21 protein-coding genes are annotated in these 24,697 nt (G+C 55.4%); 12 read left to right on the top strand and 9 right to left on the bottom strand.

Annotated elements, in window-relative coordinates:
• Positions 1-108: 108 nt before the first annotated feature.
• The gene (locus CWM58_RS20200) at positions 109-1,005 is read left to right on the top strand and encodes a LysR family transcriptional regulator (RefSeq protein ID WP_061155777.1); all 897 of its coding nucleotides are present in this window, start codon (positions 109-111) and stop codon (positions 1,003-1,005) included.
• Between the two features lie 37 nt (positions 1,006-1,042).
• Here the strand turns inward: CWM58_RS20200 and aroD are convergent, their stop codons facing one another.
• The 9 genes from aroD to leuL form a co-directional block, all read right to left on the bottom strand.
• Positions 1,043-1,798: a type I 3-dehydroquinate dehydratase gene (aroD, locus tag CWM58_RS20195; protein WP_100681623.1), complete on the bottom strand. Its 756-nt coding sequence runs from the start codon at positions 1,796-1,798 to the stop codon at positions 1,043-1,045.
• Between the two features lie 30 nt (positions 1,799-1,828).
• On the bottom strand, positions 1,829-3,043 hold the full coding sequence (locus tag CWM58_RS20190) for an MFS transporter (RefSeq protein WP_100681622.1): 1,215 nt from the start codon (positions 3,041-3,043) through the stop codon (positions 1,829-1,831).
• Between the two features lie 10 nt (positions 3,044-3,053).
• Complete coding sequence (locus CWM58_RS20185) at positions 3,054-3,917, bottom strand: shikimate dehydrogenase (RefSeq protein WP_008807448.1); 864 nt, start codon at positions 3,915-3,917, stop codon at positions 3,054-3,056.
• An 11-nt stretch (positions 3,918-3,928) separates the two neighbouring features.
• Positions 3,929-5,962: an FAD-dependent oxidoreductase gene (locus CWM58_RS20180; RefSeq protein ID WP_074386870.1), complete on the bottom strand. Its 2,034-nt coding sequence runs from the start codon at positions 5,960-5,962 to the stop codon at positions 3,929-3,931.
• 397 nt (positions 5,963-6,359) lie between these two features.
• A complete protein-coding gene (leuD, locus tag CWM58_RS20175; protein ID WP_061155773.1) occupies positions 6,360-6,965 on the bottom strand; it encodes a 3-isopropylmalate dehydratase small subunit in 606 nt (201 codons plus the stop codon).
• Positions 6,966-6,975: 10 nt separating this feature from the next.
• Complete coding sequence (gene leuC / locus CWM58_RS20170; RefSeq protein WP_100681621.1) at positions 6,976-8,376, bottom strand: 3-isopropylmalate dehydratase large subunit; 1,401 nt, start codon at positions 8,374-8,376, stop codon at positions 6,976-6,978.
• A gap of 2 nt (positions 8,377-8,378) precedes the next feature.
• Positions 8,379-9,470, bottom strand: coding sequence for a 3-isopropylmalate dehydrogenase (gene leuB, locus CWM58_RS20165; RefSeq protein WP_008807444.1), 1,092 nt, complete (start codon positions 9,468-9,470; stop codon positions 8,379-8,381).
• Complete coding sequence (leuA, locus tag CWM58_RS20160; RefSeq protein WP_061155771.1) at positions 9,470-11,041, bottom strand: 2-isopropylmalate synthase; 1,572 nt, start codon at positions 11,039-11,041, stop codon at positions 9,470-9,472. Before leuA ends, leuB begins: the two co-directional genes overlap by 1 nt.
• A 95-nt stretch (positions 11,042-11,136) precedes the next feature.
• Positions 11,137-11,223: a leu operon leader peptide gene (gene leuL / locus CWM58_RS20155; RefSeq protein ID WP_004222662.1), complete on the bottom strand. Its 87-nt coding sequence runs from the start codon at positions 11,221-11,223 to the stop codon at positions 11,137-11,139.
• 613 nt (positions 11,224-11,836) lie between these two features.
• On the opposite strand from leuL, the gene leuO reads away from it, so the two are divergent.
• From leuO to mraY, 11 genes are all read left to right on the top strand, one after another.
• Positions 11,837-12,805: a transcriptional regulator LeuO gene (gene leuO, locus CWM58_RS20145; protein ID WP_100681620.1), complete on the top strand. Its 969-nt coding sequence runs from the start codon at positions 11,837-11,839 to the stop codon at positions 12,803-12,805.
• Between the two features lie 394 nt (positions 12,806-13,199).
• Positions 13,200-14,924 carry an acetolactate synthase 3 large subunit gene (gene ilvI / locus CWM58_RS20135; protein WP_061155769.1) on the top strand — a complete coding sequence of 575 codons (1,725 nt, stop codon included), beginning with the start codon at positions 13,200-13,202 and terminating at the stop codon, positions 14,922-14,924.
• Positions 14,925-14,926: 2 nt separating this feature from the next.
• Entirely contained in the window at positions 14,927-15,418 is a 492-nt protein-coding gene (ilvN, locus tag CWM58_RS20130) for an acetolactate synthase small subunit (protein ID WP_002888536.1), read from the top strand.
• Positions 15,419-15,598: 180 nt separating this feature from the next.
• The gene (gene cra / locus CWM58_RS20125; protein WP_004145952.1) at positions 15,599-16,603 is read left to right on the top strand and encodes a catabolite repressor/activator; all 1,005 of its coding nucleotides are present in this window, start codon (positions 15,599-15,601) and stop codon (positions 16,601-16,603) included.
• Positions 16,604-17,244: 641 nt separating this feature from the next.
• A complete protein-coding gene (mraZ, locus tag CWM58_RS20115) occupies positions 17,245-17,703 on the top strand; it encodes a division/cell wall cluster transcriptional repressor MraZ (RefSeq protein ID WP_012542858.1) in 459 nt (152 codons plus the stop codon).
• A 2-nt stretch (positions 17,704-17,705) separates the two neighbouring features.
• Positions 17,706-18,647, top strand: coding sequence for a 16S rRNA (cytosine(1402)-N(4))-methyltransferase RsmH (rsmH, locus tag CWM58_RS20110; RefSeq protein ID WP_061155768.1), 942 nt, complete (start codon positions 17,706-17,708; stop codon positions 18,645-18,647).
• Positions 18,644-19,009: a cell division protein FtsL gene (gene ftsL / locus CWM58_RS20105; RefSeq protein ID WP_002888550.1), complete on the top strand. Its 366-nt coding sequence runs from the start codon at positions 18,644-18,646 to the stop codon at positions 19,007-19,009. Before rsmH ends, ftsL begins: the two co-directional genes overlap by 4 nt.
• Before the next feature lie 15 nt (positions 19,010-19,024).
• On the top strand, positions 19,025-20,791 hold the full coding sequence (locus CWM58_RS20100; RefSeq protein WP_061155767.1) for a peptidoglycan glycosyltransferase FtsI: 1,767 nt from the start codon (positions 19,025-19,027) through the stop codon (positions 20,789-20,791).
• On the top strand, positions 20,778-22,265 hold the full coding sequence (gene murE, locus CWM58_RS20095) for a UDP-N-acetylmuramoyl-L-alanyl-D-glutamate--2,6-diaminopimelate ligase (RefSeq protein ID WP_100681619.1): 1,488 nt from the start codon (positions 20,778-20,780) through the stop codon (positions 22,263-22,265). The genes CWM58_RS20100 and murE overlap by 14 nt, the downstream gene beginning before the upstream one ends.
• Positions 22,262-23,620, top strand: coding sequence for a UDP-N-acetylmuramoyl-tripeptide--D-alanyl-D-alanine ligase (murF, locus tag CWM58_RS20090; RefSeq protein ID WP_012968939.1), 1,359 nt, complete (start codon positions 22,262-22,264; stop codon positions 23,618-23,620). The genes murE and murF overlap by 4 nt, the downstream gene beginning before the upstream one ends.
• Positions 23,614-24,696, top strand: a complete 1,083-nt coding sequence (gene mraY, locus CWM58_RS20085) for a phospho-N-acetylmuramoyl-pentapeptide-transferase (protein WP_008807434.1) — start codon at positions 23,614-23,616, stop codon at positions 24,694-24,696. The genes murF and mraY overlap by 7 nt, the downstream gene beginning before the upstream one ends.
• Position 24,697: the final 1 nt, after the last annotated feature.

Raw genomic sequence — 24,697 nt, 5'->3', positions numbered from 1 at the left:
AGAATATTTGATGTAACGCCGATATTTACCCGCTCACGCACATTATTGGTGGCTTGCATGGTATATTAGCGTCAGTGCATTTATTCTTATATTATACGGGCAAAAATAATGAACCTAAAGCAACTTTATTATTTTAAACGTCTGTCTGAAACCGAACATTACACCGAAGCTGCCTCCAGTCTGTGCATCACTCAGCCCTCGCTAAGCCATGCGATATCGGAGCTGGAGAAGGAGTTAGGGGTCGCGCTGTTCGCCAGACAGGGACGGAACGTTAAAATAACGCAAAACGGCAAGCGTTTTCTGCCATATGTCGAAGATGCTCTGGCCTCGCTGGAAAATGGCCGGGTGACACTACAAAAAAATGGCGTTGAGAATAAAGAGAATATTCGCATCGCCTTTATTTACACGATGGGCGAATATGTTGTTCCGCAGTTAATTAATCAATATTCTCTTTCACCTGAATGTCACAATGTTACTTTTTCTTTTACTCAGGGGACATCACTGACGTTATTGCAGGAGCTGAAAGCAGGCAAAGTCGATCTGGCGATCTGTTCTTATATTGCGGATGAGCCGGATATCGATTTTATTCCTGTTATTCAGCAGGAGCTGGTGGTGGTCACGGCGAAGGATCATCCGTTGGCCCGCTTGTATGAACATGAGGTCGATCTGGTAGAGACGATTCATTATCCCTATATCTATTTTTCAGAGAATAGCGGTTTACGTCCGTTTATCGATAATGTGTTTATGCAGCAAAAGCTGGTACCGGAGATCGCCTGCTACGTGGAAGAGGATACCGCGATGGCCGGGCTGGTCAGTATTGACTATGGGATCGCGATTATGCCGCGTATCTCTGCGCTCTCCTATTACAACGTTCACATCCTGAAGATTAAAAACACCATCCCCCCACGTTACATCTATCTGGCGACAATGAAAGATCGGCTACTTTCCCCAGCGCTACAGTCATTTAAAAATGTGGTTATCCACGACAGCCAGAATCTCTGTTAGCGATTGGCCCGGAGGTGATCTCCGGGCCATCCGGGTATCAGGAAAGAATATCCATCACTTCACGTAGCTTGGCGATAGCGATCTGTCCCGGCGCAGAAGCCTGTCCTACGGTGCCGAAGGTCATCGCCGAACCGAACAAGCGCCCGGTCACCCGGCTAACGCCACCGGATTTCCCCATCGACATAGTAATCAGCGGGCGAGTGGCATATTTTTCTTTCATGGTCAGCGTGGCAGCGAGCAGGGTCAGAACGTCCTGCGGCGACTGCGGCATCACCGCGATCTTCGGCAGGTCGGCACCCAGATCCTGCATGCGGCGCAGGCGATAGATAATATCTTCCTGAGCGGGGGTCTTGTGGAAATCATGGTTACTCATGATCACCTTGACGCCCGCGGCATGCACATCGTCAACCAGCGCGCGGATCTGCGCTTCATCATTGAATAGCTCGATATCGATAACATCAACCAGTCCGCTGCGCGCGGCTTCGCGATTGAGCGTGAAATACGCTTCGTCGCTGATCTCGGTTTCGCCACCTTCTTTTTTGCTGCGGAAGGTGAACAGCAGCGGGAGCGCTTTCAGCGCGCCACGGATTTCCGCCAGCGCGGTCATCACCTGGGTCAGTTCTCTGACCTGGGTAAAGTGGTCAACGCGCCACTCGATAATATCGGCCCCGGCGTCAACCAGGCCGTGGGCGTTACCCAGTATCTCATCCAGGGTTTTGCCGATCAGCGGTACACAAATGAGGGTTTCCCCTTCCTGAAAGGTGATGTTCTTTACGGTTACTGCATTTGTCATGTAGGTATCCATTATTATTCGCGTTGAACCTCAGGCGGTGACTGCGGTGCGGGACACTTTTTGTGCCGCCCGAGCCTGCAGTTGACGATAGCCGATGTACAGGGCGATCACAAAGCCGATTACGGCGATCAGGAGATCAAACCACATAATGCTGGCAATACTGATCTGCGAAAGCTTTGCGGTGATCAGCGGGATCGTGAAGCTGGCGATACTGCCGGCGGTGTAGAAGATCCCGGTTGCCTTGCCTTTTCCGTTCGGGAAACTCATCGCCATGATGGTTGCTCCCAGCTGCAGTACCCCGCCGGCGGCGGCAAAGCCGATGACAAAGGCGAAGCCGGTGACCATCATCGGCGTCGGGAACAGGCACACCAGCAGCAGCGAAATCATCGACAGGCCAGTATAGATGATCATGGCGATGGCTGAGCTGAACACCTCTTTGACGAAGGCGGCGGTCACGAAGACGCAAACCAGCGAACCGACGGTATAGATGCTAAGCAGTTTAATCGCCGAGGCATAGGGCAGGCCGACCACGAACTGACCGTACTGCGCCAGCCACTGGCTGACCAGATAGAAGGTCGCCATGCCAATGTAGCCGTACAGGGTGAAGACCACCATATCCAGCTTATTGGCCTGCGGCCGGGCAGTTGCTTCCGCCTGCGCCGTGGAGGCTTCCTCTTTTTTCGCCGACTGGCTATCAGGGAACGGCATTTTGAGCAGGTAGATACCGCTCAGGACAAACAGCGCCGCCGCAATCACGAACGAATAGCCGAACCACAGATTCGCCCAGATCAGGAAGCTGATAATGAACGGCAGCAGGAACTGCCCGGCGGAAACGAAGGCTTTGATCAGCACGTTGGCCCGGCTGGCGGAGTGCGGGAAAGACTCCATCAGCGCCGGGTAGGTTCCGGAGTCGAGGAAGCTATTCGCCAGGCCCGCCATAATGCCGAAGACATAGGCCAGATAGATATTTTTAGTCAGCAGGATGCCGACGAAGAAGATCAGATAGCTGAAGATCCCCAGATAAATAAAAGGCTTACGACCGAAACGATCCGACAAAAAGCCGGTTACGATGGTCGCCAGCTTGCCGATACCTAACGAGGAGATAACGATTGATACGCCAGCAGCGTCTGTTCCCCACTGTTCCTGAAGATGGGCCATGTTGAGGGTGATTAAAAGCACCCCCATGCCGTGGATCAGGTAGTTGAGATACAGCCCTGCCGCAGTAGGGATGTATTTATTTTTCATCATTCGCCTCTTAGAACAGAATGCTCTTGATGTAATCAACCGGCATCTGTTTACCCGTCCAGATTTCGAACGCGCGCGCGCCTTGCCACAGCATCATCCCCAGACCGTTCAGCGTACGGCAGCCTTTTTTCTCTGCGACTTCCAGCAGGTGGGTTTTACGCGGGTTGTAGACGACGTCAGAGACGATCAGATCCGGGCGCAGGAAGCTGTCGTTCGGCAGCAGCATTTGGCCTTCGAACGGCTTCATGCCAACGCCGGTGGCATTGGTCAGGATCACGCTGCTGTCGATTTCGGCGCGCAGCTTGTCATGATCGTCGAGATCGAACAGATGGATCTCGCAGTTGGTGTTGTTGCGGATCTTAGCTACCGTTTCTTCGGCGTTGGCGAAGAATTTATCGCGGCGGTTGAAGATAGAAATCGCCTTCACGCCATCCAGCGCCGCCTGGACGCAGAGCGCGGTCGCCGCGCCGCCGGCGCCGAGCACGGTCATCTTCTTGCCGATGATATCGATACCCGCTTCGCTAAGGGCGCGCATATAGCCGGTGCCATCGGTGATATGACCGGTCAGTACGCCATCGTCGTTGACCACGGTGTTGACCGCCCCGACCAGCTGCGCCGCCGGCGACAGCTTATCGAGATACTGGCAAATTTCGGTTTTGTTCGGCATAGAGACATTAAAGCCGCGCAGCTTCATTGCCCGGAAGCCCTGCACAACGTCTTTCAGCTCCTGATTACCGACTTCAAAAGCCAGATAAACATAGTCCAGCCCGAGATGGGCGAAAGCCTCGTTATGCATGGTGGGTGACATGCTGTGGCGAATCGGGGTGGCGATCAGGCCAATCAGCTCAGTGTGTCCAGTAATACGTTCTGCCATGACAAAAATCCTCAATAAGTTAGAAAGGGAATTCGTTGTGCTTCGCGGCTGCCCAGCGCACCCATATCTTCCAGGGTATCCAGCACGTTGCGGCCTTCGCGGATGCCGTCGATAATGCGCCGTGCCATCAGGCTGTCGCCGATATTCATGATTTTGACGTTATTGGCATTGGCCCAGCGCTCGATCTCGTCGAGGCCCGTTCGGTTGGCGCGCATCCCCAGGCAGACAAAGCCATAGTCGAAGGGGATATCGAAGGTTTGCTGTGTATTTTTCACCCGGAAATGGTCGGCAGCGACCGCCATCAGTTGGGTATTCATGTGCTGTTCGACCTGGTGCTCGTCGAGCATGGTCAACATGGCATTTTTGGTAATGATGTCGAGGTCGCGACCGGCGGCGTCCTGCATCTCGATTAATACCGCCTGTGCGCCGCGTGCCGTAAAGTATTCGATAACGTCGAGGCCAACGGCGCCTGCGCCGACGACGGCGATACGTTTACCCTCGATATTGGTAAATTTCGCCAGGTTGTCGATCATGCCGGTAATGGAAAAGACTTTGCCGTCCGCGGTATCAATGTTTTCCCGCAAGCCTTCAATGGGCGGCAGCAGCGGCGTTGAGCCAGTGGCGTTGACAATCAGATGCGGATGCAGGGCGGAAACTGAGGCCACGTCGGCACGTTTGCCGACCTGCAGCATCAGGTTGTCCAGCGAGGCGATGCGATTTTTCATAAACTGCGGGAAATCGGCGATACGCTTTTTCTCCGGCAGACGGGAGATATCGCTGGCGAGGCCGCCGACGTGGTTTTTCGCCTCCAGCAGCCAGGTATGGCAACCGACTTCCGCCGCGGTGCAGGCGGCTTCCATCCCGGCGGTGCCGGCGCCGATGACGACTACATTCGTTTCGCGACTGACGCGGCGCATTTTGTAGGCATCGCCGTGGATGATGTCTGGGTTAATCGAACAGCGCAGCGGGCGCGAGCGGGCGATACGATGGTCAGCGCAACCGATATTGCAGGAGATGCATTTGCGCATCAGGCGCTCTTTACCGCCTTGCACCTTCTGCACCCACTCCGGCTCGGCAATCAGGCCGCGGCCAATGGCAATAAGGTCGGCATCGCCGCTGGCGAGAATATCCTCGGCCACCTGTGGTGAGCGAATATTGCCGGCGATGACCGTGGGCTTATGGAATTTATCGCGCACCGCGCGGGAAAGATAGCGCTTCCAGCCATCCTCCAGCGACATCTGGTCGATTTGCAGATTCAGGTTGTCATTCTGCGCCGCAGAGACGTTGATGATATCGACCTTATCCTGGCAGAGTTCAAGGATCCGCAGGGAATCTTCGAGGGTATTGCCACCTTTGAGGAAGTCATCGGCGCTGATGCGCAGGCTGACCGGAAAACGCGGCCCCACGCAGGCGCGCACTTTATCGATAATCAGACTTAATATCCGGGTACGGTTTTCGACGCTGCCGCCAAATTCATCGGTGCGTTTGTTAAATAACGGCGATAAAAACTGGCTAATTAAATAGGAATGACCGGCATGAATTTCGACGCTGTCAAAACCCGCACGACGAACGCGCTCCGCGGCATCACCAAACTTTTCAACGGCATGATAAATTTCCTCATGCGTCATCGGGCGCGGAATATTTCCGTTCTTTTTCGAGGGCGTCGAGGAGGAGGAGAGCGGCGTCTGACCGTCGAGGCGGTAGGCATAAGCGGAAGCGCCAGCATGATTTAACTGAATGGATACGCAGGCGCCATGTTTATGCAGGGTTTCGGTTAATTTAAACAGTCGCGGAATATATTGATCGTTATCGATGCGCAGCTGTGTGGTGCCATTGGAAGCGAAGGGAAAATCAATACAGATATTTTCGATGGTGATAAGTCCGGTGCCACCTTTGGCTCGCAGTTCGTAGTATTCAAGCTGTTCCTGCGAGACCTCGCCGTTGAGCGTGGCCATATTGGTGCCCATAGGAGGCATGATAATGCGGTTTTTAAGCGTCATGCCGTTGATGGTCAACGGACTGAAAAGGTGCGGGTAGTGGCTCATCTCTTCTCTCCACAGGAGGCCGGGAGGCCGATATGCGGGGGCCCGGGCGTGTCCTTAGTTAATATTTCTCTGTGGTAAAAGATAGCGAGGGGAAAAATCGAAAAATAATGCTTTTTTTTGTTCTGAGCTATAGGGGTTCTCTATGAGATTAACGCTTCTTTCACATTCTTATATTTTTATATTAAACACTCGTACCTTATTTTTACTTGCAGTGAAGGGATAATACATAAACAGCGCAGAGAAAGGGGAGGAAAGCGGAATGATTCGCCTTTATCTCTAAGTACAGGTCAGTGTAATGGTCTGGCGACCAGCGCGAGAATATTGTTTTTTGTGCGCGGGATCTCAATTTTCCGCCACGATAAAATAAAAAACCCGGTCAAATGACCGGGCCCGAAGGTTAATTCATAAACGCCGGCAGCTTGCGTTCATAGTCGGAAATCGCCTCTCCGTGCTGCAGCGTCAGGCCGATGCTATCCAGGCCGTTGAGCATACAGTGGCGACGGAAGTCGTCGATCTTAAAGCTGTAGGTTTTATCCCCAGCTTTAACTACCTGCGCTTCCAGATCCACTTCAAACGTAATGCCCGGGTTGGCCTGCACCAGCTTGAACAGCTCGTCGACCTGCTCGTCGCTCAAGGTTACCGGCAGCAGCTGGTTATTGAAGCTGTTGCCGTAAAAGATATCGGCAAAGCTTGGCGCAATAACGACCTTAAAGCCGTAATCGGTCAACGCCCACGGCGCGTGCTCGCGCGAGGAGCCGCAGCCGAAGTTTTCACGTGCCAGCAGGATTGACGCCCCTTTGTATTGCGGGAAGTTCAGCACAAACTCCGGGTTCGGCTGCTGGCCTTTATCGTCGAGAAAGCGCCAGTCGTTAAACAGGTGGGCGCCAAAGCCAGTGCGGGTCACTTTCTGCAAAAACTGCTTGGGAATAATCGCGTCGGTATCGACGTTTGCAGCATCCAGCGGAACCACCAGGCCGGTATGTTGGGTAAATTTCTCTGCCATGATGGTCTCCTTACTTCAGATTACGGATATCGGCGAAATGTCCGGTAACAGCTGCCGCTGCGGCCATTGCCGGGCTCACCAGGTGCGTGCGTCCGCCGCGGCCCTGACGGCCTTCAAAATTACGGTTGCTGGTGGAGGCGCAGCGCTCGCCCGGATTCAGGCGGTCATTGTTCATTGCCAGACACATCGAGCAACCCGGTAAGCGCCACTCAAAGCCGGCTTCGATGAAGATCTTATCCAGGCCTTCCGCTTCCGCCTGCGCTTTCACCGGACCGGAACCCGGCACCACCAGCGCCTGGACACCCGGCGCCACTTTACGCCCTTTAGCGATTTCCGCCGCGGCGCGTAAATCTTCGATTCGCGAGTTGGTGCAGGAGCCGATAAACACTTTGTCGATAGCCACATCCGTCAGCGGGATCCCGGATTTCAGGCCCATGTAGGCCAGCGCTTTTTCGGCGCTGGCGCGTTCCACTGGATCGCTGAATGACGCCGGATCGGGGATATTATCAGTCACTGAGATCACCTGGCCCGGGTTGGTGCCCCAGGTCACCTGCGGGGCAATCTCTGCCGCCTGCAGCGTCACCACGGTATCAAACGTCGCGCCGTCGTCGGTTTTCAGGGTTTTCCAGTACGCGACGGCATCGTCAAAATCTTTGCCTTTCGGCGCATGCAGACGGCCGCGTACATAATTGAAGGTGGTTTCGTCTGGCGCGACCAGGCCCGCTTTGGCACCCATCTCGATCGCCATGTTGCACAGGGTCATACGCCCTTCCATGCTCAGATCGCGGATCGCTTCGCCGCAGAACTCAACCACATGGCCGGTGCCGCCGGCGCTACCGGTTTTACCGATGATGGCCAGCACGATATCTTTGGCGGTAATGCCCGGCGCCGCTTTGCCCTGGACTTCGATTTTCATGGTCTTCGCGCGGCCCTGTTTCAGGGTCTGGGTCGCCAGCACATGCTCCACTTCGGAGGTGCCGATACCGAACGCCAGCGCACCGAACGCGCCGTGGGTGGCGGTATGGGAGTCACCGCAAACAATGGTCATCCCTGGCAGGGTGACGCCCTGTTCCGGGCCCATGACGTGGACGATGCCCTGGTATGGGTGATTCAAGTCATACAGCTCAACGCCAAACTCTTTACAGTTTTTAATCAGCTCTTGCATCTGGATGCGGGCCATCTCGCCGGACGCGTTGATATCTTTGGTCTGCGTCGAGACGTTGTGATCCATGGTAGCGAAGGTTTTACCCGGCTGGCGCACCTGGCGGCCATGTGCGCGCAGGCCGTCAAACGCCTGCGGGGAGGTCACTTCGTGCACCAGATGGCGGTCGATGTACAGCAGCGGGGTTTCGTTCTGCGCCTCATACACTATGTGCGCATCAAATAATTTTTCGTATAACGTCTTCGCCATGATTACACCCCTTCTGCGACATAGCGGGCAATAATATCGCCCATTTCATCAGTACTGACCGCCGCCGTTCCGCGCGCCAGGTCGCCGGTACGAACCCCTTCTTCTAAGGCTCGGTTGATGGCGCTTTCAATGGCGGTCGCCGCTTCGTCAGCGTCGAGGCTGTAGCGCAGCAGCAGGGCCAGAGAGAGGATCTGCGCGATCGGGTTAGCGATATTTTTGCCGGCGATATCCGGTGCGGAACCGCCCGCCGGCTCATACAGGCCAAAACCTTGTTCGTTGAGGCTGGCGGATGGCAACATACCCATCGAGCCGGTGATCATCGCGCACTCGTCGGAGAGGATGTCGCCAAACAGGTTAGAGCACAGCAGCACGTCGAACTGGGACGGATCTTTAATCAGTTGCATGGTGGCGTTATCGATATACATATGCGCCAGCTCAACGTCCGGATACTCCTTGCCGATCTCAGTGACGATTTCGCGCCACAGAATGGACGACTGCAGGACGTTGGCCTTATCGATGGAGGTCACTTTATGACGACGCTTACGAGCGGATTCAAAAGCGATGCGCGCGATACGTTCGATTTCAAAGCGGTGATACACCTCGGTATCAAAGGCTTTCTCATGCTGACCGCTGCCTTCGCGGCCTTTCGGCTGGCCGAAGTAGATGCCGCCGGTCAGTTCGCGAACGCAGAGAATGTCGAAGCCGTTGGCAGCGATATCGGCGCGCAGCGGGCAGAACTCCTCCAGCCCCTGATACAGTTTGGCCGGACGCAGGTTGCTGAACAGTTTGAAGTGCTTACGCAGCGGCAGCAGCGCACCGCGCTCTGGCTGCTCGGCGGGCGGCAGGTGTTCCCATTTCGGGCCACCGACGGAGCCGAACAGGATAGCATCCGCCTGTTCACATCCGGCGACGGTCGCCTGCGGCAGGGGAGTCCCCTGACGGTCAATAGCCGCCCCACCGACGTCATACTGGCTGGTAGTAATGTGCATGGCAAAACGTTGGCGCACGGCTTCCAGTACTTTCATCGCCTGGTTCATCACTTCCGGGCCAATGCCATCACCCGGCAAAACGGCAATATGATAATTCTTCGACATTACACGGTTTCCTTATTGTTCTCTTTATTCTGAGCTTTGCGTTGCAATTCTTTTTCGACTTCGGCGGCGCGCCAGATGTTGTTCAGCACGTGAACCATGGCTTTTGCTGACGACTCAACGATATCCGTTGCCAGACCCACCCCGTGGAAGCGGCGGCCGTTGTAGTCAACGACGATATCCACCTGGCCCAGGGCATCTTTGCCGTGGCCTTTTGCACTTAAGCCATACTTCACTAATTCAATGTTGTAATTGGTGACGCGATTAATGGCCTGGTAGATGGCGTCGACTGGACCGTTGCCGTTGGCGGCTTCGGTTTTGATCTCATCCCCACAGACCAGCTTGATCGAGGCGGTCGCGATATCGCTGGAGCCGGACTGGACGTTGAAGTAATCCAGACGGAAATGCTCCGGCTCTTCCTGCTGCTTGTTGATAAACGCCAGCGCTTCCAGATCGTAATCGAAGACCTGGCCTTTTTTGTCCGCCAGCTTCAGGAAGGCGTCGTACAGATGATCCAGGTTGTAATCGCTCTCCTGGTAGCCCATCTCTTCCATCCGGTGTTTCACCGCCGCGCGGCCGGAGCGGGAGGTCAGGTTCAGCTGTACCTGGTTCAGGCCGATGGATTCCGGGGTCATGATTTCGTAGTTTTCGCGGTTCTTCAGCACGCCGTCCTGGTGGATACCGGAGGAGTGGGCGAAGGCGCCGGTACCGACGATGGCTTTGTTGGCCGGGATCGGCATATTGCAGATTTGGCTGACGGTCTGGCTGGTGCGCCAGATTTCATGATGATTAATGTTGGTGTGCACGTTCATGATGTCTTTGCGCACTTTGATCGCCATGATGACCTCTTCCAGCGCGCAGTTACCGGCGCGTTCGCCGATACCGTTCATCGCGCCTTCTACCTGGCGTGCACCGGCGTGGACCGCGGCGAGGGCGTTACCGACGGCGATGCCCAGATCATCATGGGTGTGGACGGAAATAATCGCTTTGTCGATATTCGGCACGCGATCATACAGGCCGCTGATAATATTGGCGTATTCGAACGGCATGGTGTAGCCGACGGTGTCCGGGATATTAATGGTGGTGGCGCCAGCGTTGATCGCCGCTTCGACGACGCGAGCCAGATCGGCAATCGGCGTACGGCCGGCGTCTTCACAGGAGAATTCGACATCGTCAGTGTAGTTGCGCGCCCGCTTCACCATATAGATCGCGCGCTCAATCACTTCATCCAGTGTGCTGCGCAGTTTGGTGGCGATATGCATCGGCGAGGTCGCAATAAAGGTATGGATGCGGAAAGCTTCAGCCACCTTTAAGGATTCTGCTGCTACATCGATATCTTTCTCAACGCAGCGCGCCAGAGCGCAAACGCGGCTGTTTTTGATGGTGCGCGCGATACTTTGCACCGATTCAAAATCGCCCGGGGACGAGACCGGGAAACCGACTTCCATTACGTCGACCCCCATACGCTCAAGGGCCAGAGCGATCTGCAGCTTCTCTTTGACACTCAGGCTTGCCTGTAACGCTTGTTCGCCATCACGTAAGGTCGTATCGAAAATAATGACTTGCTGGCTCATGGTTTGGATCCTTAGTCTGTGTCCTGGCGCCTTGTTGACGAGCATAAAAAAACCCGCGCCAAGGCGCGGGTTTTATAGTCTTGCTGGAAGATGACTTAACGCTGAACGTCGCCCAACAGCCTACCGCGCAAATGGCATGCGTTTAGTAGTAGTAGGCTGGTGATACGAGCGGTGCGAATCATTGCGTCAAACTCCAGATGAAATCGTTATGCTTTTAGAGTTACTGGATAGCCGTTTTAAAGTCAACCCCTGGCACGGAAAAAGCGTTATTGGCTCACGATGTGAATTAGCAAATTGTGCTGATGTAAGCCCTGTTTTGCCGAAGATCCTATTTTGGACAAAGGGAGGCGCGTCCTCATTTGTTTCATTTGAAAAAGTGCTTTGCATTCAACGCATCGCTCACGATGTGCCGTGAACGAGGCGGCAAAAAAAAGCTATCTGAATGAAAATATTATATTTATTTTTTTTGTGAATGTATTTGCTCATTAGCGGATTATTTTTCAATGATAAATATTTGTTAATAATATGGTGTTAAAACTAAAATACTTTATTATTGCTTAAGTTACAGTTAACTATTGGTGTTGTTTTTATTTTTACGGATTATGGTTACACTCATCATCATTAAGTAACTGGTATGGTTTGAGCGGTTCATTTTCCTGGTAATCCCGCTTTTTCACTGCCACTCATAGCCTTGATATATTCCTAAAAATCTCCTTTGCTATTTTGCAAATGTCATTTGCATGATAAATGATATTTTCGACGCTAATTATAGTGATTTAGTAAAGGGAATTCATCGTGACGGCGGAATTAGATATGTTAATTGAAACTCCAGAATATAAAACAGCCCCCGGACAGGAAGTCGTTAAACCTCAACTACGGATGGTTGATCTCAATCTGCTCACCGTTTTTGATGCGGTGATGCAAGAGCAGAATATTACCCGTGCCGCCCATACGCTCGGCATGTCGCAACCCGCGGTGAGCAACGCGGTTTCACGTCTGAAAGTGATGTTTAATGATGAGCTGTTTGTGCGCTATGGTCGCGGTATTCAGCCGACGGCGCGGGCCTATCAGCTTTTTGGTTCTGTGCGCCAGGCACTGCAGCTGGTCCAAAACGAATTGCCGGGCTCCGGTTTTGAACCGCTAAGCAGTGAGCGCGTTTTCAATCTGTGCGTCTGCAGCCCGCTGGATAACATCCTGACGTCGGTTATTTTTAATAAAGTTGCGGAGATCGCGCCCAATATTCATTTGGTCTTTAAATCCGCGCTGAATCAAAATACAGAACATCAGTTACGTTATCAGGAAACGGAATTTGTGATCGGTTATGAAGAGTTCCGTCGCCCTGAGTTTGCCTGCGTCCCATTATTCAAAGACGAAATGGTTTTGGTGGCCAGTCGCAACCACCCCCGTATTTCCGGGCCGGTGATGGAGGCGGATATTTATCGTGAGGAGCATGCTACAGTGGCTCTCGATCGGTATGCCTCATTCAGTTTACCGTGGTATGACACGGCCGATAAACAGGCGCGTATCGCCTATCAGGGTAATGCGATGGTCAGCGTATTAAACGTGGTATCGCAAACCCAGATGGTGGCCATTGCGCCACGCTGGTTGGCCAATGAGTTTGCCGATAAATTAGCACTGCAAATATTACCCTTACCGTTGAAGGTCAACAGCCGGGCCTGCTATCTCTCGTGGCATGAAGCGGCTGGCCGCGATAAAGGCCATCAGTGGATGGAAGAGCTGCTGGTGGATATTTGCAAGCGCTGAGTCGATGGCAACGAGGATGAAAGGAGCTTCGGCTCCTTTTTTTATATGATATAAATTCGATAACGCAGAATTTTGTTCTGTTTGGCCTGTGCGAGACGCTCGTCGGGTTCGTGAAAAATGGATCAATTCCTGCTATCACGCCTTTTCTCCGAGTATTTACCATTCCCTTTTCTTATCTCTGAAGCAATCCACCATATTTTCACCTCTCCGCTTTCTTTTCTTCTTATTACGGGGGGAACACATCCCCTGCGGCGAATTGCCTGCCTGCTGGCGAGCAGTTATGGTAGTGGCATGCAGTCCATTCACCTCAGTGCGGAGGGTCTCTCCTCCGCATCGTGCGAGCGCGCGGAAATTGAGTTCCGCTGTCGTAAAACAATAAGCCTGGAGGCAAACCATGGAGATGTTGTCAGGAGCCGAGATGGTCGTCCAATCGCTTGTCGATCAGGGCGTCAAGCAAGTATTCGGCTATCCCGGAGGCGCAGTCCTCGATATCTATGATGCGTTACATACCCTTGGCGGTATCGATCATGTGCTGGTTCGCCACGAGCAGGCGGCAGTGCATATGGCGGATGGCCTGGCGCGGGCGACCGGCGAGGTTGGCGTCGTGCTGGTCACCTCTGGACCAGGGGCGACGAACGCCATCACCGGCATCGCGACGGCCTATATGGATTCCATTCCGCTGGTGATCCTCTCCGGGCAGGTGGCGACATCGCTTATCGGTTACGATGCCTTCCAGGAGTGCGACATGGTGGGAATTTCCCGTCCGGTGGTGAAGCACAGTTTCCTGGTGAAGCAGACCGAAGATATTCCCGGTGTCCTGAAGAAAGCCTTCTGGCTGGCGGCCAGCGGTCGCCCGGGACCGGTGGTGGTCGATCTACCGAAAGATATTCTCAATCCGGCGAAAAAGCTGCCGTACGCCTGGCCGGACGCGGTGAGTATGCGTTCGTATAACCCGACTACCAGCGGCCATAAGGGACAGATTAAACGCGCCTTGCAGACCCTGGCGGCGGCGAGTAAGCCGGTTGTTTACGTCGGCGGCGGGGCGATCAATGCGCATTGCGAACCCCAGCTGCGTGAGCTGGTGGAAAAGCTGAAGCTGCCGGTTGCTTCCTCCCTGATGGGGCTTGGCGCTTTCCCGGCGACGCACTCGCAGGCGCTGGGGATGCTGGGTATGCACGGCACCTATGAAGCCAACATGACCATGCACCATTCGGACGTCATTTTCGCCGTCGGCGTCCGCTTTGACGATCGGACCACCAACAATCTGGCCAAGTACTGTCCGAACGCGACGGTGCTGCATATTGATATCGATCCGACCTCGATCTCGAAAACCGTGCCGGCAGATGTGCCGATCGTCGGTGATGCCCGGCTGGTGCTGGAGCAGATGCTGGAGCTACTGGACCAGGAAGAGACGCAGCAGCCGCTGGACGACATTCGCGACTGGTGGCAACAGATTGAGCAGTGGCGTGCCCGCCATTGTCTGCGCTACGACGATCAGAGCGATAAAATCAAACCGCAGGCGGTGATTGAAACTATCTGGCGGCTGACCCAGGGCGATGCCTACGTCACTTCCGATGTGGGCCAGCACCAGATGTTCGCCGCCCTTTATTACCCCTTCGACAAGCCGCGGCGCTGGATTAACTCCGGTGGTCTCGGCACCATGGGCTTTGGCTTACCGGCTGCGTTGGGGGTCAAAATGGCTCTGCCGGACGAAATGGTGGTCTGCGTGACCGGTGACGGCAGTATCCAAATGAACATTCAGGAGCTCTCTACTGCGCTGCAGTATGAGTTGCCGGTACTGGTGCTCAACCTTAACAACCGCTATCTCGGGATGGTGAAGCAGTGGCAGGATATGCTCTATTCCGGACGCCATTCGCAGTCCTATATGGAGTCGCTGCCGGACTTTGTGCGTCTGGCGGAAGCCTATGGTCACGTCGGGATCCGCATCAGCGAGCCGCAGGAGCTGGAGTCAAAGCTTGCTGAAGCGCTGGAGCAGGTGCGTCAGCGCCGGCTGGTGTTTGTCGATGTCACCGTCGACGGCAGTGAGCATGTGTACCCCATGCAGATCCGCGGCGGCGGCATGGATGAGATGTGGTTGAGCAAAACGGAGAGGACCTGATTATGCGCCGGATATTATCGGTATTACTGGAAAACGAATCGGGCGCATTGTCCCGCGTTATCGGACTCTTTTCCCAGCGCGGCTATAATATAGAAAGCCTGACTGTGGCACCGACGGACGACCCTACGCTCTCCAGAATGACCATCCAGACCGTGGGTGATGAAAAAGCGATCGAGCAGATTGAAAAGCAGCTGCACAAGCTGGTGGATGTGCTGCGGGTCAGCGAGCTGGGGCAGGGGGCCCATGTCGAACGCGAAATCATGCTGGTGAAGGTACAGGCCAGCGGCTATGGCCGTGAAGAAGTGAAGCGCAACACCGAAATCTTTCGTGGGCAGATTATCGATGTGACGCCTTCTATCTATACCGTTCAGCTCGCCGGGACCAGCGATAAACTTGATGCTTTCCTGGCCTCGCTGCGCGATGTCGCTCGGATCGTGGAAGTCGCTCGCTCCGGTGTGGTCGGCCTGTCTCGCGGTGATAAAATCATGCGCTGAGGATCGGGAACTGATGCAAAAATAGCCCGGCAGCGACTGTCGGGCTTTTTTTTTGCGAAATCAGTAGGAACTGTAAGCGAAAGCGGTTGCTGCGCTAACTATTCTGCGCTTAGATGTTATAAAAAGGGTTCCATACCTGAATAATGGTTATGTTTGGCACTTCTTACCCAAGGGGCAATTGTGAAACTGGATGAAATCGCCCGGCTGGCCGGTGTTTCAAGAACCACCGCGAGCTATGTGATTAATGGCAAAGCGAAGCAGTACCGCGTAAGTGACAAAACGGTCGAGAAGGTGATGGCTGTGGTGCGAGAGCACAACTATCATCCGAATGCGGTCGCTGCTGGCCTGCGTGCAGGACGCACACGATCTATCGGTCTGGTGATCCCGGATCTCGAAAATACCAGCTATACCCGCATTGCAAATTATCTGGAACGTCAGGCGCGTCAGCGCGGCTATCAGCTGCTGATTGCCTGCTCTGAGGATCAACCCGATAACGAGATGCGCTGCATTGAGCATCTGCTGCAGCGCCAGGTTGACGCTATTATCGTCTCCACCTCGCTGCCACCAGAGCACCCTTTCTATCAACGCTGGGCTAACGATCCTTTTCCTATTGTCGCGCTTGACCGCGCCCTTGACCGCGAGCATTTCACTAGTGTGGTCGGCGCTGATCAGGATGACGCTGAAATGCTCGCTGCCGAGCTGCGGACCTTCCCTGGCGAAACGGTACTTTATCTCGGCGCGCTGCCGGAACTGTCGGTGAGCTTCCTGCGCGAGCAGGGCTTCCGCAAAGCCTGGCAGGACGATCCGCGTGAGGTGCATTATCTCTATGCCAACAGCTATGAGCGCGAAGCGGCGGCTCAGCTATTTGAGAAATGGCTTGAAACCCATCCGATGCCCCAGGCGCTGTTTACCACCTCTTTCCCGTTGCTGCAGGGTGTGATGGATGTGACGCTGCGCCGCGAGGGCAAACTGCCTTCTGAGCTGGCGATCGCCACCTTCGGCGATAATGAGCTGCTCGATTTTCTGCAGTGCCCGGTGCTGGCGGTGGCTCAGCGCCATCGCGATGTCGCTGAGCGGGTGCTGGAGATCGTCCTTGCCAGCCTCGATGAACCGCGCAAGCCAAAGCCGGGCCTGAGCCGTATTCGCCGTAATCTTTATCGTCGCGGTAGCCTGAATCGCCGTTAAGGGCGCTATATCGCCAGAGTCCAGGATTATTCCTGGCGGGCCTGCCGGAAAGCAGGCCTTTGGCGATTAATCAGGCAACTGACGTTAAAAATGCAAAACTGAATATATTTCAGACAAATCCCTAAACTTCTTTACGCGTTATTTTGTTTTATTCGCTGGCAGTCATTTTTGTTACTCAAAACGGGACACAAAAAATGATTAAGCGGGCTTTAATTGTATTATTTTGTTACATTCACCGGGTTAATTGCTGAATTAACACCCATTTTGTTCGCCCCGACCTTTCTCTCCTGCCCTATCCCGCGCCTGGTCCGCCCTTCAGACAGCAACAGGTACTGTTAACGGCCGGCATAATGGCCTAAAATGCCGCTCGCGTCGCAAACTGACACTTTATATTTTCCCGCCGAAGATATTTTGTTGTTTATAACTGTTACGAGTTTGTTGGTTATTTTCTTACACGTATTCATAACGTTAATTTGCCTCGCCTGTTGATGAATTTTTCATCAGGGCTAATGTCGGCTGTAAATAATGGGTTTTTGAGCTCTGTTGGCATCCGTGCTGGCTTGACAAGCTTTTCCTCCGCTCCGTAAACTCCTTCTAGTGGGAATTTGTGGGATAAAGTGGCGAAAAGGGGTGAGGCTGGCATGTTCCGTGGAGCAACGTTGGTCAATCTCGACAGCAAAGGCCGCCTGGCCGTGCCAACGCGTTATCGCGATGGGCTGATCGAGGACGCTGCCGGTCAATTGGTGTGCACCATTGACATTCATCACCCGTGCCTGCTGCTTTATCCATTGCCTGAATGGGAAATCATCGAGCAGAAATTGTCGCGTTTATCGAGCATGAATCCCGTTGAGCGGCGCGTACAGCGTTTGCTTCTGGGTCATGCCAGCGAATGTCAGATGGATAATGCCGGACGATTGCTCATCGCGCCGGTGTTACGGCAGCATGCCGGGCTGACAAAAGAAGTGATGCTGGTCGGGCAGTTTAATAAGTTTGAACTGTGGGATGAAACGACCTGGTATCAACGGGTCAAGGAAGATATCGACGCTGAGCAGTCCGCGACCGGTGAACTGTCGGAGCGCCTGCAGGATTTGTCCTTATAAAAATGATGGAAAATTTTAAACACACTACGGTACTTCTGGATGAAGCCGTCAATGGCCTCAATATTCGTCCAGACGGTATCTATATTGATGGTACCTTTGGCCGCGGCGGTCACTCGCGCCTGATCCTCTCCCAGCTGGGAGCGGAAGGACGTTTGCTGGCAATCGATCGCGATCCACAGGCGATTGCCGTCGCAAAAACCATCGATGATCCCCGCTTTTCCATCGTACATGGTCCTTTTTCGCAGCTCGCTGACTACGTCGACGAGCGCAATCTTACCGGTAAGATCGACGGCATTCTGCTCGATCTCGGCGTCTCTTCCCCGCAGCTTGACGATGCGGAACGCGGCTTTTCCTTTATGCGCGACGGTCCGCTGGACATGCGCATGGATCCGACGCGCGGTCAGTCTGCGGCCGAATGGCTACAAACCGCTGAGGAAGCGGATATTGCCTGGGTGATTAAAACCTTTGGCGAAGAGCGGTTTGGCAAACGTATCGCCCGCGCGATCGTGGAGCGTAATCGTATTGAACCGATGACCCGCACCAAAGAGCTGGCGGAGGTCATCGCCGCCGCGATGCCGGTAAAAGATAAGCACAAACATCCCGCGACCCGTACCTTCCAGGCGGTGCGCATTTGGGTAAACAGTGAACTGGAGGAGATAGAGCAGGCGCTAAAAAGCTCGCTCAGCGTGCTGGCCCCGGGTGGACGGCTGTCGATCATTAGTTTTCATTCGCTGGAAGATCGCATTGTGAAACGCTTTATGCGTGAACAAAGCCGCGGTCCGCAGGTTCCGGCGGGAATACCGATGACCGAAGCACAGCTCAAAAAACTGGGCGGCCGTGAGTTACGAGCACTAGGCAAGTTGATGCCGGGCGAAGAAGAGGTGGCAGAGAATCCACGTGCCCGTAGTTCAGTGCTGCGTATCGCAGAGAGGACGAACGCATGATCGGCAGAGTGACAGAGGCCTTAAGCAAGGTTAAAGGGTCGATTGGAAGCAACGAGCGCCATGCTTTGCCTGGCGTGATCGGGGACGACCTTCTGCGGTTTGGGAAACTGCCACTCTGCCTGTTCATTTGCATCATTATTACGGCGATTACCGTGGTCACCACCGCGCATCATACGCGCCTGTTGACCGCGCAGCGTGAACAACTGGTTCTGGAACGCGACGCCCTGGATATTGAGTGGCGCAACCTGATCCTCGAAGAGAACGCACTCGGCGATCACAGTCGGGTTGAGCGGATCGCGACCGAGAAGTTGCAGATGCAGCACGTCGATCCATCACAAGAAAATATCGTTGTACAGAAATAAGGATTATTGCGACGGATGAAAGCAGCGCCAAAAACGCCAAAAGCAAAGCGTCAGGAAGAACAGGCCAACTTTATCAGTTGGCGTTTTGCGTTGCTGTGCGGCTGTATTCTGCTGGCGTTGACTTTCCTGCTGGGGCGTGTCGCCTGGCTACAGGTGGTCAGCCCCGATATGCTGGTGCGTCAGGGCGATATGCGCTCGTTGCGCGTACAGGAAGTGTCTACCGCGCGCGGGATGATTACCGACCGCTCCGGGCGGCCGCTGGCGGTCAGCGTGCCGGTGAAGGCTATCTGGGCCGATCCGAAGGAACTCCATGATGCCGGCGGGGTCACCCTGGATACGCGCTGGAAGGCGCTGGCGGATGCCCTCAATATGCCGCTGGATCAGCTGGCAACGCGCATCAACACCAATCCGCGGATGCGTTTTATCTATCTGGCGCGTCAGGTTAACCCTGACATGGCCGATTACATCAAAAAGCTGAAGCTGCCAGGCATTCATCTGCGCGAAGAGTCCCGTCGTTACTATCCTTCCGGAGAAGTAACCGCTCACCTCATTGGCTTCACTAACGTCGACAGCCAGGGGATTGAAGGGGTCGAAAAAAGCTTTGATAAATGGCTCACCGGTCAGCCGGGCGAACGTATCGTGCGTAAAGACCGCTATGGCCGCGTGATTGAAGACATCTCTTCTACCGACAGCCAGGCGGCACACAACCTGGCGCTGAGTATCGACGAACGCCTGCAGGCGCTGGTTTATCGCGAGCTGAACAACGCCGTGGCCTTTAACAAAGCGGAGTCAGGTACTGCCGTTCTGGTAGACGTTAACACCGGTGAAGTGCTGGCGATGGCCAACAGCCCATCGTACAACCCGAATAATTTCGCGGGCACCTCCAAAGATACCATGCGTAACCGCGCCATTACCGACGTGTTCGAACCGGGTTCAACGGTGAAACCGATGGTGGTGATGACGGCGCTTCAGCGCGGCATTGTTAACGAAAATACTGTGCTGAATACCATTCCCTATCGAATTAACGGCCACGAAATCAAAGACGTGGCACGCTACAGCGAATTGACCCTGACCGGGGTGCTACAGAAGTCGAGTAACGTCGGTGTTTCTAAGCTGGCGTTAGCGATGCCGTCCTCAGCGTTAGTAGATACTTACTCACGTTTTGGGCTTGGAAAGGCGACCAATTTGGGGTTGGTCGGAGAACGCAGTGGCTTATATCCTCAAAAACAACGGTGGTCTGACATAGAGAGGGCCACCTTTTCTTTCGGCTACGGGCTAATGGTAACCCCGTTACAGTTAGCGCGAGTCTACGCAACGATTGGCAGCTATGGCATCTATCGCCCGCTGTCGATTACCAAGGTTGATCCACCGGTTCCGGGCGAGCGTGTCTTCCCGGATTCACTCGTTCGTACCGTCGTTCATATGATGGAAAGCGTGGCGCTGCCCGGCGGCGGCGGCGTGAAAGCGGCGATCAAAGGCTATCGCATCGCGATTAAAACCGGTACGGCGAAAAAAGTGGGGCCGGATGGCCGCTATATCAACAAATATATTGCTTACACCGCAGGCGTTGCGCCCGCCAGCCATCCGCGCTTCGCGCTGGTGGTGGTGATCAACGACCCGCAGGCAGGTAAATACTACGGTGGCGCCGTTTCCGCGCCGGTGTTCGGTGCCATCATGGGCGGCGTATTGCGCACCATGAACATCGAGCCGGATGCGCTGGCAACGGGCGAAAAAAGTGAATTTGTAATTAATCAAGGCGAGGGAACAGGTGGCAGATCGTAATTTGCGCGACCTACTCGCTCCGTGGGTGCCAAACGCACCGGAGCGCATTCTGCGAGAGATGACGCTGGACAGCCGGGTGGCTGCTTCCGGCGATCTCTTTATCGCGGTACAGGGTCATCAGGCGGACGGGCGTCGTTATATCCCGCAGGCGATAGCGCAAGGTGTGGCTGCCATTATTGCTGAAGCGCAGGGCGAGGCTGAAGACGGTGAGATCCGTGAAATGCACGGCGTGCCGGTTATCTACCTGAGCCAGCTTAACGAACGCTTATCGGCGCTGGCCGGGCGTTTTTATCATCAGCCGTCGCAACAGCTGCGTCTGGTGGGCGTCACCGGTACTAACGGTAAAACGACCACCACCCAACTGCTGGCGCAGTGGGCGAAACTGCTCGGCGAAACCAGCGCAGTGATGGGTACCGTTGGCAACGGCCTGCTGGATAAAGTCGTGCCGACCGAAAATACCACCGGTTCTGCGGTAGACGTTCAGCATGTGCTCTCCAGTCTGGTCGAGCAGGGGGCAACCTTCGGCGCGATGGAAGTCTCTTCCCACGGTCTGGTGCAACACCGCGTGGCGGCGCTGCAGTTTGCCGCCTCGGTGTTTACCAATCTGAGCCGCGACCACCTCGACTACCATGGCGACATGGAGCACTACGAAGCGGCGAAATGGCTGCTGTACTCGACCCACCATTGCGGTCAGGCCATCGTTAATGCTGACGATGAAGTCGGTCGTCGCTGGCTGGCGAAGCTGCCGGATGCGGTGGCGGTGTCGATGGAAGATCATATCAATCCGAACTGCCACGGCCGCTGGCTGAAGGCCACCGCGGTCAACTATCACGACAGCGGCGCGACCATCCAGTTTGACTCGAGCTGGGGCAAAGGCGAAATCGAAAGCCGCCTGATGGGCGCCTTTAACGTCAGCAACCTGCTGCTGGCGCTGGCCACGCTGCTGGCGCTGGGCTATCCGCTGGCCGATTTGCTGAAAACCGCAGCGCGTTTACAGCCGGTATGTGGCCGTATGGAGGTGTTCAGTGCGCCGGGTAAACCGGCCGTGGTGGTGGATTATGCCCATACCCCTGACGCGCTGGAAAAAGCGCTGCAGGCCGCGCGTCTGCACTGCAGTGGCAAACTGTGGTGCGTTTTCGGCTGCGGCGGCGACCGTGATAAAGGCAAGCGTCCGCTGATGGGCGCTATCGCTGAAGAATTTGCCGACATCGTGGTGGTCACTGATGACAACCCGCGCACCGAAGAGCCGCGGGCGATTATCAACGATATTCTGGCCGGCATGCTCGATGCGGGTCATGCGAAGGTGATGGAAGGCCGCGCGGAAGCGGTCACCAACGCCGTGATGCAGGCGAAAGAGAACGACGTGGTGCTGGTGGCGGGTAAAGGCCATGAAGATTACCAGATCGTCGGCAATCGCCGTCTGGATTATTCCGACCGCGTCACCGTCGCGCGTCTGCTGGGAGCGGTAGCATGATTCGCTTTACGTTAAGCCAGCTCGCCGCGATCGCCCATGGCGAACGGCAGGGTAGCGATATCGCTATCGACGAGGTGACCTCCGATACCCGTAAAGTGACGGCGGGCTGCCTGTTTGTGGCGCTGAAAGGCGAGCGTTTCGACGCTCATGATTTTGCCGAACAGGCGAAAGCCGCTGGCGCCGGCGCACTGCTGGTGAGTCGCCCGCTGGCCTGCGATCTCCCGCAGGTGATCGTGAAAGATACCCGCCAGGCTTTCGGTGAGTTAGCCGCCTGGGTGCGTCAGCAGGTACCGACCCGGGTCGTCGCCCTGACCGGCTCGTCCGGTAAAACCTCGGTCAAAGAGATGACCGCGGCGATCCTTAGCCAGTGCGGCAACACACTGTATACCGCTGGCAACCTGAACAACGATATCGGTGTACCGATGACGCTGCTGCGCCTGACTAAAGAGCATCAGTACGCGGTGATCGAACTCGGCGCCAACCACCAGGGCGAAATCGCCTGGACCGTCAGCCTGACGCGTCCGGAAGCCGCGCTGGTCAACAACCTTGCTGCGGCGCACCTCGAAGGTTTCGGCTCGCTGGCGGGCGTGGCGAAGGCGAAGGGCGAAATCTATACCGGTCTGCCGGAAAACGGCATCGCCATTCTCAATGCCGATAACAACGACTGGCTGAACTGGCAGGCGGTGATTGGCGATCGCAAAGTGTGGCGCTTCTCACCGAATGCGGCCAACAGCGACTTCACGGCGACCAACGTGCAGATCACCAGCCACGGTACCGAATTTACGCTGCAGACCCCAACCGGCAACGTTGACGTCCTGCTGCCGCTGCCGGGACGCCATAACATCGCTAACGCGCTGGCGGCGACCTCGCTGGCGATGGCGGTAGGCGCCGATCTGGCGGCGGTAAAAGCCGGTCTGGCGCAGCTGAAGGCCGTTCCGGGGCGTCTGTTCCCGATCCGGCTGACGGAGAGCCAGCTGCTGCTGGATGACTCCTACAACGCCAACGTTGGTTCGATGACCGCGGCAGTGCAGGTACTGTCAGAGATGCCCGGCTTCCGGGCGATGGTGGTCGGCGATATGGCGGAGCTTGGCGCGGAAAGCGCGGCCTGCCATCGCGAAGTCGGCGAGGCAGCGAAAGCGGCGGGGCTGGATTGCGTTCTCAGCGTCGGCACCTTGAGCGCGGATATCAGCCGCGCCAGCGGCGTGGGCGAACATTTTAATGATAAAGCCGCAGTAGTGGCTCGCCTGCGCGAGCTGCTGGCGGAGCACAAGATAATGACCATTTTAGTGAAGGGTTCACGTAGTGCCGCCATGGAAGAGGTAGTACGCGCATTACAGGAGACTGGGACATGTTAGTATGGCTGGCCGAACATTTGGTCAAATATTATTCCGGCTTTAACGTCTTTTCTTATCTGACGTTTCGCGCCATCGTCAGCCTGCTGACCGCGCTGTTCATCTCGTTGTGGATGGGCCCGCGCATGATCGCCCGTCTGCAAAAACTCTCCTTCGGCCAGGTCGTACGTAACGACGGTCCGGAGTCCCATTTCAGCAAACGCGGCACGCCGACCATGGGGGGGATCATGATCCTCACTGCGATCACCGTCTCCGTTCTGCTGTGGGCTTACCCCTCCAACCCGTACGTCTGGTGCGTACTGACGGTATTAATCGGCTACGGGATCATCGGCTTTGTTGATGATTACCGTAAAGTCGTGCGCAAAGATACCAAAGGCCTGATCGCCCGCTGGAAGTATTTCTGGATGTCGGTGATCGCGCTGGGCGTGGCGTTCGCGCTCTATCTGGCCGGGAAAGACACCCCGGCGACCGAGCTGGTGGTGCCATTCTTTAAAGACGTGATGCCGCAGCTGGGCCTGCTCTATATCCTGCTGGCTTACTTCGTTATCGTCGGTACCGGCAACGCCGTCAACCTGACCGATGGCCTCGACGGCCTGGCGATTATGCCGACCGTCTTCGTCGCTGCCGGCTTTGCGCTGGTGGCATGGGCTACCGGCAACATGAACTTCGCCAACTACCTGCACATTCCTTATCTGCGCCATGCTGGCGAGCTGGTGATCGTCTGTACGGCGATTGTCGGCGCGGGTCTGGGCTTCCTGTGGTTTAACACCTATCCGGCGCAGGTCTTTATGGGCGACGTCGGTTCGCTGGCGCTTGGCGGCGCGCTGGGCATTATCGCCGTGCTGCTGCGTCAGGAATTCCTGCTGGTGATTATGGGCGGCGTTTTCGTCGTGGAGACTCTGTCGGTGATCCTGCAGGTTGGCTCCTTTAAGCTGCGCGGTCAGCGCATCTTCCGTATGGCGCCGATTCACCATCACTATGAACTGAAGGGCTGGCCGGAGCCGCGCGTTATCGTGCGCTTCTGGATTATTTCGCTGATGCTGGTGCTGATTGGCCTGGCGACGCTGAAGGTACGTTAAT

It is taken from the genome of Klebsiella sp. H-Nf2, from assembly GCF_002806645.1.
GTDB classification, from domain to species: domain Bacteria; phylum Pseudomonadota; class Gammaproteobacteria; order Enterobacterales; family Enterobacteriaceae; genus Klebsiella; species Klebsiella variicola.
This window is presented reverse-complemented; position numbering and strand designations above follow the sequence as displayed.